The sequence below is a fragment of the Streptomyces brasiliensis genome (genome assembly GCF_014647875.1).
Taxonomy (GTDB): domain Bacteria; phylum Actinomycetota; class Actinomycetes; order Streptomycetales; family Streptomycetaceae; genus Streptomyces; species Streptomyces brasiliensis.
Genome location: NZ_BMQA01000125.1, coordinates 1 through 12,322, shown reverse-complemented (window position 1 = coordinate 12,322; position 12,322 = coordinate 1). Strand labels below are relative to the sequence as shown.

At 68.7% G+C, this 12,322-nt stretch carries 15 protein-coding genes and 1 pseudogene; 9 read left to right on the top strand and 7 right to left on the bottom strand.

What is annotated here, in order from left to right; genetic code table 11:
• Nucleotides 1-46: 46 nt before the first annotated feature.
• The 4 genes from IEZ19_RS47885 to IEZ19_RS47870 form a co-directional block, all read right to left on the bottom strand.
• Nucleotides 47-508: a hypothetical protein gene (locus IEZ19_RS47885; RefSeq protein WP_189317654.1), complete on the bottom strand. Its 462-nt coding sequence runs from the start codon at nucleotides 506-508 to the stop codon at nucleotides 47-49.
• A 33-nt stretch (nucleotides 509-541) separates the two neighbouring features.
• Nucleotides 542-1,081: a DoxX family protein gene (locus IEZ19_RS47880; RefSeq protein WP_229841680.1), complete on the bottom strand. Its 540-nt coding sequence runs from the start codon at nucleotides 1,079-1,081 to the stop codon at nucleotides 542-544.
• Nucleotides 1,082-1,228: 147 nt separating this feature from the next.
• Nucleotides 1,229-1,969 carry a helix-turn-helix transcriptional regulator gene (locus tag IEZ19_RS47875; protein WP_189317653.1) on the bottom strand — a complete coding sequence of 247 codons (741 nt, stop codon included), beginning with the start codon at nucleotides 1,967-1,969 and terminating at the stop codon, nucleotides 1,229-1,231.
• 466 nt (nucleotides 1,970-2,435) lie between these two features.
• On the bottom strand, nucleotides 2,436-3,437 hold the full coding sequence (locus IEZ19_RS47870; protein ID WP_189317652.1) for a DUF1259 domain-containing protein: 1,002 nt from the start codon (nucleotides 3,435-3,437) through the stop codon (nucleotides 2,436-2,438).
• Nucleotides 3,438-3,600: 163 nt separating this feature from the next.
• Between IEZ19_RS47870 and IEZ19_RS47865 the strand changes: the two genes are divergently transcribed.
• Together IEZ19_RS47865 and IEZ19_RS53310 are read left to right on the top strand one after the other, a co-directional pair.
• Nucleotides 3,601-4,299 (top strand): response regulator transcription factor, encoded by a 699-nt coding sequence (locus IEZ19_RS47865; RefSeq protein ID WP_189317651.1) that lies wholly within the window; start codon nucleotides 3,601-3,603, stop codon nucleotides 4,297-4,299.
• Nucleotides 4,296-5,357, top strand: coding sequence for a sensor histidine kinase (locus tag IEZ19_RS53310; RefSeq protein WP_189317650.1), 1,062 nt, complete (start codon nucleotides 4,296-4,298; stop codon nucleotides 5,355-5,357). The genes IEZ19_RS47865 and IEZ19_RS53310 overlap by 4 nt, the downstream gene beginning before the upstream one ends.
• Before the next feature lie 331 nt (nucleotides 5,358-5,688).
• On the opposite strand, the gene IEZ19_RS47855 is transcribed toward IEZ19_RS53310, so the two are convergent.
• Nucleotides 5,689-6,918: a DUF4158 domain-containing protein gene (locus IEZ19_RS47855; protein ID WP_189317649.1), complete on the bottom strand. Its 1,230-nt coding sequence runs from the start codon at nucleotides 6,916-6,918 to the stop codon at nucleotides 5,689-5,691.
• Nucleotides 6,919-7,102: 184 nt separating this feature from the next.
• Nucleotides 7,103-8,059 carry an NAD(P)-dependent alcohol dehydrogenase gene (locus IEZ19_RS47850; protein WP_189317648.1) on the bottom strand — a complete coding sequence of 319 codons (957 nt, stop codon included), beginning with the start codon at nucleotides 8,057-8,059 and terminating at the stop codon, nucleotides 7,103-7,105.
• 115 nt (nucleotides 8,060-8,174) lie between these two features.
• Between IEZ19_RS47850 and IEZ19_RS47845 the strand changes: the two genes are divergently transcribed.
• The 5 genes from IEZ19_RS47845 (at nucleotide 8,175) to IEZ19_RS52315 (ending at nucleotide 10,248) form a co-directional block, all read left to right on the top strand.
• The gene (locus IEZ19_RS47845; protein WP_229841678.1) at nucleotides 8,175-8,864 is read left to right on the top strand and encodes a TetR/AcrR family transcriptional regulator; all 690 of its coding nucleotides are present in this window, start codon (nucleotides 8,175-8,177) and stop codon (nucleotides 8,862-8,864) included.
• A gap of 150 nt (nucleotides 8,865-9,014) precedes the next feature.
• Nucleotides 9,015-9,188 (top strand): zinc finger domain-containing protein, encoded by a 174-nt coding sequence (locus IEZ19_RS54340; protein ID WP_444545208.1) that lies wholly within the window; start codon nucleotides 9,015-9,017, stop codon nucleotides 9,186-9,188.
• An 18-nt stretch (nucleotides 9,189-9,206) separates the two neighbouring features.
• Entirely contained in the window at nucleotides 9,207-9,467 is a 261-nt protein-coding gene (locus IEZ19_RS52915; protein WP_268248788.1) for a recombinase family protein, read from the top strand.
• 34 nt (nucleotides 9,468-9,501) lie between these two features.
• A complete protein-coding gene (locus tag IEZ19_RS52910) occupies nucleotides 9,502-9,705 on the top strand; it encodes a hypothetical protein (RefSeq protein ID WP_268248787.1) in 204 nt (67 codons plus the stop codon).
• Between the two features lie 30 nt (nucleotides 9,706-9,735).
• Entirely contained in the window at nucleotides 9,736-10,248 is a 513-nt protein-coding gene (locus tag IEZ19_RS52315) for a hypothetical protein (RefSeq protein ID WP_229841677.1), read from the top strand.
• A 42-nt stretch (nucleotides 10,249-10,290) separates the two neighbouring features.
• Here IEZ19_RS52315 and IEZ19_RS47835 read toward each other — a convergent pair whose 3' ends face one another.
• Complete coding sequence (locus IEZ19_RS47835) at nucleotides 10,291-10,872, bottom strand: hypothetical protein (RefSeq protein ID WP_189317646.1); 582 nt, start codon at nucleotides 10,870-10,872, stop codon at nucleotides 10,291-10,293.
• Nucleotides 10,873-11,359: 487 nt separating this feature from the next.
• On the opposite strand from IEZ19_RS47835, the gene IEZ19_RS47830 reads away from it, so the two are divergent.
• Together IEZ19_RS47830 and IEZ19_RS47825 are read left to right on the top strand one after the other, a co-directional pair.
• On the top strand, nucleotides 11,360-11,593 hold the full coding sequence (locus IEZ19_RS47830; protein WP_189317645.1) for a hypothetical protein: 234 nt from the start codon (nucleotides 11,360-11,362) through the stop codon (nucleotides 11,591-11,593).
• 303 nt (nucleotides 11,594-11,896) lie between these two features.
• A pseudogene (locus IEZ19_RS47825) lies at nucleotides 11,897-12,157 on the top strand (transposase); the annotation flags it as partial.
• Nucleotides 12,158-12,322 lie beyond the last annotated feature (165 nt).

Here is a 12,322-nt window from a genome sequence, read left to right as displayed (position 1 = left end):
CAGCTTCGATGTGGGTCAGACCCGGCGGAGGACCACGGCACCATCATCACTGCTTCGATGGGCCCGGCCCCAGTGCGCTCCGTTCGAGGCTTGCCTTGTACTGGGCCTTGGGGGCAGCGGCGCCCGCGGCTGCCCCCTTCCCGACCCAGGCGAGGAAAGCGAGGACGAAGATTCCCTCGACGAGCAAGGAAAGGGGGCCGTAGGGCGGCTCCCATCCGGGTTCGTAGTAGCCGCCCGGCAGGCCGACGGTGCGCGACAGCACAAAACCGATGATCATGCCGAGGTTCACGAGGGCCCCGGTCAGCCACGCGGCCAGGGGACGCTTCAAGGTGACGAGTCCCACCGCCACGACCAGCATGAGGGCGCTTCCCACGGCGAACAGAACGCCGATGTAGAACTTCTCCCTGAGATGATCAGGGACGAGCAGGGTGTGCAGCACCGTGTTGCCGAGCGCACAGCACACTCCCAGTCCTCTCAGGTGGGCTTCGGCGGGGTGTGTGGAGTTCATGGTGACTTCAGCCGTTCGCTGACATTGGAAGGTTCACAGACTCAGCACGATGGCAGCAGCGATTCCGCCGAGGCCCAGGGCAAATGCACCCTCGGCCCAGCCGCCGGCACCCCAGCGGAAGAACCGGTCAACGGCCAGCCGGCCGGGACCGATTACGGCGACGGCCAAGGCGACGACGGCGATGCAGACGCTGTACTCCACGCCACCGCTGGTCTCCCACAGCCCATGGGCACCGGTCACGGTGGTCATGGCATTGATCATCACGCCGATCAGGGCAGCGGCCGCGAGCGGGGTGAGCAGCCCCACCGCCAGACCGAGGCCACCGAGGAATTCGGACAGACCCCCGACCAGGGCGAAGATCTTTCCGGGGTGGTAACCAAGGGCTGCGAAGCCATTACCGGTTGCCGCCAGGCCCTTGCCCCCGAAAAGCCCGAACAGCTTCTGAGCGCCGTGGCCGGCCATCAGTAGCCCGAAGGTCAGCCTGATCAGCAGGAGCCCCCAGTCGGAGGCGGATGGCCCTGACGTCACGCTGTGCCGCGCTGCCGGTTCCGTGGGAGCCGAAGCCCAGTGCATATAAATCTTTGTAGCCATGGCATGCTCCGGTGAGCATGTGAATTGAGGCGCTTCCTCAGCCCGGCTCGCGCCAAGCCAGCGGTCGACGGCGAACACCCACGCCACATCGCTGACGGAGGCTTCCAGACCGCAGCCTCTCCGCCGGGCTCACCGCTCGCAGGCGGTTCCGGGTTCCGAGGGGCCTTGAGCCTCGCCGTCGGCGCGGAGTTCGACGCAGCACGCGTCGGGCCGCGGAGCGAGCACCGCTGTGGTCTTGTCACTTCCCAGACCGTGCAGATAGCCGGCCAGGAAAGCCTGGTTGACGGCGCAGACCAGTTCTGGGGCCTTGGCCGCCAAGGGGTGGAAGGGACAGTTGCGCAGCCGCAGCAGGGTGGGTGCGGCACGCTCCGGTTCGTACCCGAACTTCTCGAGTGTGTCGGCGGCCAGGCTGAGCCCCTGCTCGGCGCCGAGCTGACCGGGACGTACCTCTTCCCACTCGGTGCTGCCCAGGGCTACCCCGCGCCGATATGCCACGCGGAGCGCGGTATCGCGGGCCGATTCGCCCCCAGCCTCGGTCGCGACGGCCTCGGTCAGGACGTCGGCGAGCATCCCGTAGCGGCGCTCGGGGATGCTCACCGCAATGGCCGCGGCCACCGGCTCGTAGACCTTGGGCCTGCGGCCGACCTTGTGGATCATCCCCACAGGGGATTCGTAGTGCGTTTGGAGCAGGCCGACTGCCACCATCTTGTCCAGGTGGAACGCCGCCAGCTTGCGGGAGATCCCGAGGCTTGCGGCCACCTCCTCGCGCGTCACCGGACGCCGTTCCTGCCGAACGAAGTCGAACATGCGGTGGCGCAGATCGTCGCTCAGGGCGGCGAGAGTGGTCAACGAGGTGTGATCCAGTCCCACGGCTCCAGCGTATCGCTAATAAAGTCAGGCGAAATCGTCAAAAGCCTATTTCTCGAATCAATTCTCGAATCAAAAGCATCCCCGGTCGGGACCAGGTCCCGCCAATGCCGCTGGTAGATGTAGACGAGCAGGGCCGCGACAGCGGCCAGGAGTGCGTAGCGGATGCTGGTGCGGGTGGGCTGTGCGGCCAGTGGACCGAACCCGTAGCCGAGGGACTGCGGCTGCGAGGGTGAAGATGCCGGAGCCGGTGTCCTGCCGGCTGACGGGGAAGACGATCACGGGTGCGTCGGTGAAGAACTGGTCGCCGTGGGCGGCGCACAGGATCGCGTTCCAGGCCAGGGGCCGACGGCCGCAGCGAGCGCGCCGGTCACCAGGACGGCGCGGCTGTGGCCTCGGGCGGCGGCGGTGGAGACGGTGGCGAAGATCGCCGACAGCACGGCGCCATAGGCGATCTGGCCCCAGCCGATCAGGACGTGGGAGCCAGGGCGGTCGCGTTCAGGGCGGGGCGCAGTGCCTTGGCCAGGGTGACGCCGTCACCGGCGGCCCAGAAGTGCATGTAGAACAGGCGTGGCTGGTCGTTCAGCGAGTGGTTGTGAAGTTCGACGATGTCGATGTTTCCCTTGCGCAGTGCCTGGATGACCTTCTGCACCTCGGGTGCGGTCATGACGAAGTCGCCGTTGATGGCGGCCTTGTTGCCGCCCAGAGGCTGGAAGTTGATGCCGGTGGTGATGCCGAGCGCGGGCGGCATCACGTGGGTGCCGTCGGTGACGGTGTTCGCGCGGGCGATGGTGAACTTGTAGATGCCGCCGTCGGCCGTGCCCTTGCGGTCGAGTGCCTTGTCGATGCCGGCGGTGTTCAGGTGGATGGGCGGCTGGGTGGCCGGGGGCGGAGAGGCGGGCGGGATGGACGTGGCGGCGAGCGCGGACTTCAGGCCCTTGGCCAGGGTGACCGGGTTGCCCATGGCGTCGATGTGCGTCCACCAGATCGCCGGGGACTGCTGGAGCAGGTGCTTGTGCAGTGCCGTCTGGTCGATCCCGGCGGCCTGCAGCGCGTCGATGACCTTGGGCAGTTCGTTCTCGGTGACGACCAGGTCGCCCATGAGCATGGTGCCGTCGTGGTACTTGGCGAAGGCCGCGTAGCCGCCGAGCGACAGGCCCGGCTTCACGGTCACGCCCTGGGTGGTGACCTTGAGGTCCTTGCGGGGCAGCGGGACGCGGTAGACGGTGCTGTTCATCAAGGTGCCGGTGCGGCCGAGCGCGTCGGCGACCGGCTTCCAGTCCGCCTCGCTCGTCTTCACGGGCGGCTGCGCCTGGCCGTGCGCGGCGGTCTGGGCCGCGACTGCTTGCGTGTGCCCGGCGGCACCCTGCGTTGTCGCGCTGCCGCAACCCGCCAGCAGGCCGGAGCCCGCTACTAGAAGGAGCGCGGCCGCGGTCCCAGCGACCGGCTTCGTGTGCGAACGGGGTGACATGATCACTCCTCGTCGAGATCGTGTCGATGGTGCTTATGTGGCCACACAAACCGCCGCTCATGAAGCTGGCATGAAGAGCACACCCGTCCGGCCGACTTCATGACTCCTTCATCAGCGGCCCGGATCGTGGGCTGAAGAAGGCGCACAAAAAGGGAAAGACACCATGCGGATCCTGGTCGTCGAGGACGAGCCGAAGATGCGGAACCTTCTGCACCGGGCCCTGACCGAGGAGGGCTATGCCGTCGACACCGCTGCCGACGGCCCACAAGCCCTCACCCTCACGGACGTGGCCGCCTTCGACGCGATAGTGCTGGACGTGATGCTGCCCGCCATGGACGGCTTCGAGGTCTGCGCCACCCTCCGACGGCGCGGCCGCTGGCTGCCTGTGCTGATGCTGACCGCCAAGGACGCCGTCACCGACCGCGTGCACGGCCTGGACGGCGGAGCCGACGACTACCTCACCAAGCCCTTCAGCCTGGACGAGTTGATGGCCCGGCTGCGGGCCCTGATCCGCCGCGGCCCCATCGAACGTCCCACCCTCCTGAGCGCCGGGGACCTGACCCTGGACCCGGCGACTCGGACCGTACGACGCGGCAAGGAGGAGATCCCCCTGACCGCCAAGGAATACGCACTTCTGGAAGCGCTGCTACGCCGCCCCGGCACCGTCCTGACCCGCGCCACGCTGGTCGAGCACTGCTGGGACCTGGGCACCAGCCCCGGCTCCAACGTGGTCGACGCCCACATCAAGGCCCTGCGCGCCAAGATCGACCGTCCGTTCGGCACCCAGTCGGTGGAGACCGTCCGCGGCGCCGGATACCGGATCCGCCCCGACGGCGGCCGCACCACCTCGGACACGTCATGAACCGCATCCCGCTCCGCATCCGCCTCACCGCGATCTTCGCCGCAATGATGGCGCTGGTCCTGGCCGGGGCCGGCTACGTCACGCTCAGCCGTTTCCGCGAGTCCCAGGGCGAGTACGGCACCTCAACCGGCGCCGCCCGCGAAGCCCAGCAGGCAGCCCTCGACGACCTGGCACGTGAGCTGGTCACCGCGCTGCCGATCGTCTTCGTGCTGGCGACCATCGGCGCCTACCTGCTGGCCGCCGCCGCGCTGCGCCCCGTCGAACGCATGCGCACCCAGGCCGCCGCCGTCACCGAGGACACTCCCGGCCGCCGCCTCGACGTACCACCCAGCCACGACGAGATCGCCCGCCTCGCCACCACCCTCAACGACATGCTGACCCGCCTCCAGATCGCTCTGGACCGCGAACGCCACTTCGTCGCCGACGCCAGCCACGAACTGCGCACCCCGCTCAGCCTGCTGCGCACCGAGATCGAACTCGCCCTGCGCCACCCCCGCGACGCCGTCGAGCTGCACGCCGCGCTCGCCTCCGCCCGCGAGGAGACCGTACGCCTGGTCCAGCTCACCGAAGACCTACTGCTCCTGGCTCGCACCGACCGCCACCAGGACACGCCGACCGGAACGGCCACCGTTCCCGATCTCGAGACCGTACTGCAGCGCGTCGCCGCCCGCCTCCGCGACGGCTCCCCCGATAAGACGGTCACCGTCGACTGCCCGGCAGGCCTGCCCGTCGCAGCCCCCGAGGACCGACTGGACCGCGCGGTCACCAACCTCATCAGCAACGCCCAGCAACACGGCCAAGGCCCCATCGAAGTGACCGCCCGGCGCGAGGACGACCGGATCCGCATCCAAGTCCGCGACCACGGCCCCGGCTTTCCGACCGACTTCCTGCCCCACGCCTTCGACCGCTTCACCCAGGCCGATCGCGCCCGCGCCACCATCGGCACCGGTCTCGGCCTGGCCATCACGGCCGCCATCGCCCGCGCTGCCGACGGCGCATGTGGGGCCGCCAACCACCCCGGCGGGGGCGCCGTCGTGTGGATCACCCTCCCGGCATAAACGGTCCCCGAATCGCGCCACTGTCGTGCCGGAACGGACGAGGACTCACGGGGAACCGGGGTTCGCAGGAGTGAGTTCGGCCGGACTCTGCACGAGGTAGGGAATCCGTAGGTCGGGACGCCAGCCCGGTGCGGCGGGGGAGTCACACTCTCTGCCCTGGGCCGTCTGTGGGCCGTGCGAGGGCGGCCCGGGACGACAAACGACGACTGTGTGAACCGGTGTTGGCGGTAGGAGGTCGGTGCGGCGCGGATGTTGTCCGCGGTGGAAGCGAGCAGGGGTGCGAGATTGCTGCGGCCCTCGGAGCGGACTACAGGCGTACCCAAGCCCGCGATCAGTTCTTCTGTACGCAGGGCATCAGCGACAACGCTCCAGCACCAGCCCAGCCACCTCTGCCGTCGGCCCTGGTCACGCCGCAGCCGCTGACGGAGTCCGAGCCAGTACGGGCACCCTTCATGCCTGGAAGGGGCACAGCCGCAACTGGGATGGCTGAGACAGGTGCTTCGGCGGCTGTTCCGCCAGACCTGAACATCACGTCACTGCCGAGGGTCTGTTTCACAGCGCCCCGCACGCGCAGCGAACGTCTTGCCGTCCGCAGATGCCCCCCTCGGTGGCCCTTTTGGCGAGGTTCGTCATTTTCGCCACCGCTACAAGAGCAGGATAGGAGCGTGGGGTTGGCGAGGGGAGTGGTGGCGTAGAGGTGGGGGAGCGGTGGGCGTACCGAGTGGCACGGCACCACGGGCCCGTCGAGGAGGTTGACGTCTTGAAGCTGGGCACGCGGCGCCCCCACGGGCGAGTTCCCTTCCGGCGGTTCCTGCCGTGTCCCGGCGGCGCGTGCAGCCCGCGCGGGCAGCGGACGGCCCCGCTCATCCGCTGTGGTGGAGTCAGACGAACGAGGCCGGCTGTGGGGCTCACCAGTGGATGCTCTGGCCTCGGTGGTGACGCGAACCGTAGCCTCGTCCACTGCCGGTGTCCCGGCAAAGTGCCATCGGCCGAGGTGCTCCTCGACGGCGTCCCAGAGGAGTTCGGGACCGCCCTGCCGGACGATCCAGCGGTCGTCCCCTTCATGGAGCGCCGCCCATGAACCGGTTTCGACGTCGACCAGGACGTCCTCGTTGTGCTGGCCTTGTCGTAGTTTCAGGTGCTGCGCTGTCGGCACGGCGAACTGTGCGACGAGGCGGGTCGTCCAGTCGGCCAGGACGTCGGCGCCGATGACGGCCTCGCGCTCCTTGCCCGCGCTGAGGTCCGGAAGCAGGCCGAGCTGGGGCGGGCGAGCATGAAGCTGACCTGTCCGCCCAGTACCGGCGAGGCCGAGTTGCTCGGCGACGTACGCGGTCACGACGGCCGGGACCTCTTCGGGGTTGTCCAGGAAGGTGCCCTGGTAGCGGATGGTGCCCAGCTGGATCGCCCAGCCGATCCGGTTGCGGGCGCCGCGGGCGGTCATCGCCCGGCGTCGGGCAGTCTGGTCCAGCAGGAAGGACCCGGCGAGCTGTCCCTCGTCCGGGTCCTCGGTGAACCGGCTGAAGCGCCGGCGTTGTTCCTCGCCGAGAAAGTTGGTGGGCACCGCCCGCTCCTTGGCTGTGTCGGCGTGATGTTTGCGCGTGACAGTGCCCGGCATCCTGACGGAGCATGAGATGATCAGTGATTTCAGCCCCGAGCCTCACTCCATGTGATAGGCGGGCGGGGCCCGGTCGGCCGAGGCCCGCCGACGACGTAGAGGAGTTGGGGGCCGTGGCGGTGTTCGCCCCTCACCTGATCTGGATGATGTGCTTGCCGCGGACGCCACCGGCTTCCAGGGCCCGGTGCGCATCGGCGATCCGGTCGAGAGGGTGGACGGTGTCCACGACGGGGACGAGGTCGCCGTGCTCCGCGTAACGGGTGATCTGGGTCAGCAGCTCGGTGTCGGGGGTGCCGCTGAAGCCGCGTATGCGTCTGCTCCCGTGGATGGTCGAGGTGAGGATGGAGGCGAGGCTGGCGAGAGGCCTGTTGAAGTCGAGGGTGACGGCGACCATGCGCCCGCCGGGTGCCAGCAGGCGGCGGAAGCGAGACTGCTGCGTGCCGACGGTGTCCGCGATGACGTCGAAACGGCCCAGCTCAGAGAGGCGAGTCGTGCGGTAGTCGAGAGTTTCGTCGGCGCCCAGGCCGCGGACGAAGTCGAGGTTTTTCGCGCTCGCGAGAGCGACGACGTGGGCACCGAAGAGCTTGCCGATCTGCACCATGACGCTGCCCACGCCTCCGCTGCCCCCGCGCACCAGGAGTCGCTCACCGGGTTTGATGGCAGCCTTCTCGCGCAGGGCGGTCACCGCCGTGGCCCCGCCGGCGAGCAGTGAGATGGCCTGCACCGGGGTGAGGTTCTCCGGAGCGGCGGCGATCTGGCGGGGGCGCACGGCGACGTACTCGGCCATGCTGCCCGTCTTGCGTCCCAGCAGCCCCCACACCCGATCCCCTTCACGTACTCCGGTGACCGACGAACCGACTTCGGCGACCTCCCCGGCGAAGTCGATTCCGCTCGTCCTGGGGAAAGTGCGGCCAGTTACCAAGCGCAGTCTCCCAGCCCGGTCGAGCAGCTCGCCGCCGTTGACGCCGGCGGCATGCACCCGCACCAGCACCTCCTCGGGCGCGGGGGTCGGCGTCGGCAGCTTGCCCACGTAGAGGACCTCCGGGGGGCCGTATCGGTCGAAGAGGGCTGCGCGCATGTCGCTCATGATCTTGTCCTGTGTCGCATTTCGGAGCTGCGGAGGCGCCGTGTGCGCCCGCTGGTACTCTCACGCTAAACCCGTAAGTGGACGACATCGCCCATTTAGCTTGAAGTGAGAGACATTGCCTGCTCAGCCATCTCACAAGCCGTCCGGGCACGTCGGCGATGTGCCCGGCGACGCAGACCCTGTGGGTTTGCGCGCCGATGCCCGGCGCAACCGGGAACGCATCCTCGAAGCTGCGCGCGAGGTGTTCGCGGCCCAGGGCATTGACGCCCCTATGAGCGCCGTCGCCCGCCGCGCCGGCGTCGGCGTGGCCACCCTCTACCGCCGCTTCCCCACCCGCACCGCGCTGGCCACCGCCGCCTTCGCCGAGCAACTCGCCCTGTGCGCGGCAGCCTTCGACGAGGCCCTTGCCGACCCTGATCCCGGGCACGGCCTCTACGCACTCCTGGAGAAGGTGTGCACCACACAGGTGACCGACCGCGGCTTCGCCTCCGTATTCCGGGATCAGTTCCCCGACGCCCTTGACCACGATCACGAACGCGACTGTGCCGAAGAGGGTCTGGCGCGGCTGGTCCAGCGTGCCCGCGAGACCGGACAGCTGCGCGACGACTTCGACCCCGCCGATATCACCCTCCTACTCCTGGCCAACAGCGGCCTCGCCGGACAACCGAGAGAAGCTGCCCTCGCGGCCTCCCGGCGCCTGCTGGCCTATCTCTTCCAGGCTTTCCAGGTACAGCGCCCTGACTCTCTCCCGCCTCCCGCAGTGCTGGAACTGCACGAAATCCACCAGCCACCGGGCCACCCGTGAGACCGCATGGGAGCCTCTCACAAATGACCATCTGCGGGAGTTCTGCGAGAGCCCCGGACCGCGATCCGTTTCCCCAGGTCACCGTTCGCAGAAGGCCTCTCAGATCCAAGGCGTTCTGCGAGACGCTTCTGACACGCTGATCGCGCGGATCTGACGCCCGATCAGGGCCCAAACACGGTAGAACGCAACGACTGCCCGAAGTGCGAGGCGCCCGCTGGGAGTGCCTGCCGCACGCGCGGCGGGAAGACCGCGACGAAGTACCAGCCAGCGCTTCGTCCTCATCGCTGCGCTGCGCGAGGAACCCGAAGTCCTCGTCCCCGCTGACCGTGGCCCCGGACGCGCGTGGAAGCAGGGACCGGCTACGGCCGCCGTGCCCGCGCAACGCGACTCGAAGCCCATCCCATCGGGTACGCCCGCACCTCGACCGCCCGCCAGGAGCTGGTGAGCCAGCTCGAAGCCCTCCACGCGGCCGACCGTCACAAGGTCTTCTCCGAGCAGATCAGCACCCGCATCAAGGTCCGACCCGAGCTGGAGAAGGCGCTCGCGCTGGCCCGGCAGTTCAGGGACGGCCCCGGACACGCCGGTCATCTTCACCGTCCATGAGCTCAAGCGCCTCGCGCGCAACGCGGCCGAGCTGATGACGCTGTCCACCGAGCTGCAGTCCGCCGGCATCCAGCTCGAACTCCTCACCGGCCCGCTCACCGGGATCTACGACCCCAACGGCATGGGGCCATGTTCTTCACCGTGCTCGCCGTCGCCGGGCATTCGCCATGCCGCCGGAGCTGCTGCACACCACGGAACGACGGCGGTTCATCGCCATCAGTGCGGGCAGGAGCCCTGAGGTGCCGGCTCATGCGACGGAAGGGGTGCGATGCCCGGGACGCATCTGGGGCATGTCGTGGGGACGCTGCTGGATGGCGGGCCGCGGTACGGGACGGGGACCGTGCGGACCGAGGTGGCCGGGCGGGCGGCGGCCGTCTGGGATGTCGACTTCCTGAAACCGGACCGCTGGCGGGCGGACGACGGCACCGAGCGGTGGGCGTGCGACGGCTCCGTGATCGTGACCACCGGCGCGGCGGGCAGCGTACGCGAGGAGCGGCCCGCGCGGGCCGGCTGGGTGCCGCTGCCCCTGCAGCCGTTCTTCCCGCTCGCGGCGCCGGTGTGGGGGCGTCGCGGCGACGACTGGCGACTGTGCGAGGGGCCGGCCGCAGAGGACGGGCGGCTGGTCGTGGAGGTGGAGAGCATCCGGCCCGCCGGGCACCGTGGGCGGCTGGTCCTCGACGCCGAGCTCGGTTACCTCACGGCGCTGTTACTGCCCGGCGTGACGGTCACGGTGACGGCGTTCGCGTATGAGCCGCCCGACCCGGCCCGCTGGCAGACGTGAGGGGCCGTCCTGGCCGGGACGGCCCCCTGCCGCGTGCGCGGCCTACGCCTCCTGCCCGTTGGGGTACTTGCAGGGCACGGTCTTGTAGCAGCGGTAGTGCGGGCTCTCGAAGTCGTCGATCACCTTGAAGTAGCCGTACTCCGCGTCCCGGATTGAGCGGTCGTGCAGGTCCCAGTAGAAGACGCCGGGGCCGTCGGTCGTCAGATAGCCGTCCTGTGACCAACTGGTCTGGTAGCTTGCGTTGCCGTAGAGGTCCTCCTCGACCGTGCGGTCCGGCCAGAGGGTGATGTCCTCGCGGCTGCGGACGTCGACGTCGACGATGACCGAGCGGTTCTCCAGCTGGGTCCAGCTGAGGTTGAAGTAGTGGTGGCGGAACTGCAGGCCGATCCGGCTGGTCATCTTGACCCAGCTGATGAATTCGACCTCCCCGTTGGTGACGATGGCGTAAAACAGGTTCTCGTCCGTGTGGGCGTGGTACTGATCGTCGATGTACCAGTCGCCGTACATCGGCCGTACGGTGCCGTCCCCTGAGTCTGTGCGCGCCACGTCGGCGGCCTCGCTCTGCTCGGCGGCCGGGCCGAGGCCCGTCACGTCGGCCGTGCGGCCGGTGTGCAGGCCGTACACGAGTGTCCGCGTGGTTCCGTGGGACGGGACGGGACGGTTGCGGTGAGGACGTCGTCGGTGCAGGCGACGTGGGCGTTGTGCGCGGACCGCGGCACGACCTTCGTGGCCGCGTCGGTGCAGGTCTGCGCTCCGGCCGGGAGCGACCCGCCCGCGTCCGTCCGCGGTGCGGCGCCAGCGGACGGTACGACGACCGCCGCAAGCGCCGCCGATAACGCCGCTACCACCGCGATACGTGATTTCCTTGTGCGCATAGGAGGTTTCCCCCTTCTCCTGATGACACGGAGAAATCAGCGTTGCAGGTGCATGACACCAACCGATGGGGAAAGCGTCTCTTCCCGGGGCGGGTTTGATGGCGGGTTGGTGGCCCGTCCGGTTTCAAGCGGGACGGGCCGCTCCGCTCCGTCCGCGATCATGCCGTGCGCGTGGTGGCCGGCTCCCGCATACGACGAACCGGCCGGCCACCCCTCCGACCTTCACCGTGCACGCCGTGACGCCGCAGGACTACCCCCGTACGAGAAATGGAGGAAGCAAGGGCTGTTCCAGACACCCAGGCCGAGAGCACTCCCGGAGATCCTCGATCGAGGACAGCCACACGGCGCGGGGCCAGTTCAACATCGACGAGCCCCTCGGTGACGCCGTGGCGATCGTCTCGCGCGTCCTGGCGGACTGGCTCGGCATCGGCTTCGGCGACGACCCCGCCATCGACCGGCTCGATGGATGAGTTCGAGGATGAGCCCGACTACGACCAGGCCGGCGAAGAGTGGGCAGCGAGAAACGACCGTCCCGCGTCGTCCGTACTCGGCCGGCTTGGAGGAACCCCCGCCTGGATTCAGGGCGACGAGATCCCGTCCTGTCCGTCATGCATTTCTCCAATGCCGCTGATCGTTCAGCTTGAGGAGGGCCCGGACCACAGCACCGCCATGAACTTCGGCCGCTGCGGCGGTGCGTATGCGTTCGCCTGTGAACCGTGTGGCCGGGGGAGTGTCTAATTCAACGGCGGATCTGACGATCAAGGAAATGCCTGATGAGTGACACCGCCGTTGAGTCCGGGGCCGTGTATCAGTCCGTCGAGGCGCCGGCCCCGGCTGCTTCGGACGAGCAGTTGATCCAGATACTCGTGGACCGTGCCCGCACGGAGGGCTTGCAGCTGACCGGTGAGGGCGGACTGTTGCAGCAGTTGACCAAGCAGGTGCTGGAGTCCTCTTTGGAGGGCGCGATCACGGATCATCTCGGCTACGAGAAGCACGACACTGCCGGGAAGAACAGCGGCAACAGCCGTAAGGGCTTCGAGCGCGCCGACGTGGGGGGTGTTCACGAATGCGGCTGACAGGACGCGCCTCGGTCCCTGGGGGCGCAAGGTCAAGCCCTTTACAGCTGGGTGTGGACTGTCAGAAGCCGTATCTCAACCGATCATGGAACATGCAAGTCGAACAGGTTTCTCGCCGGGGTG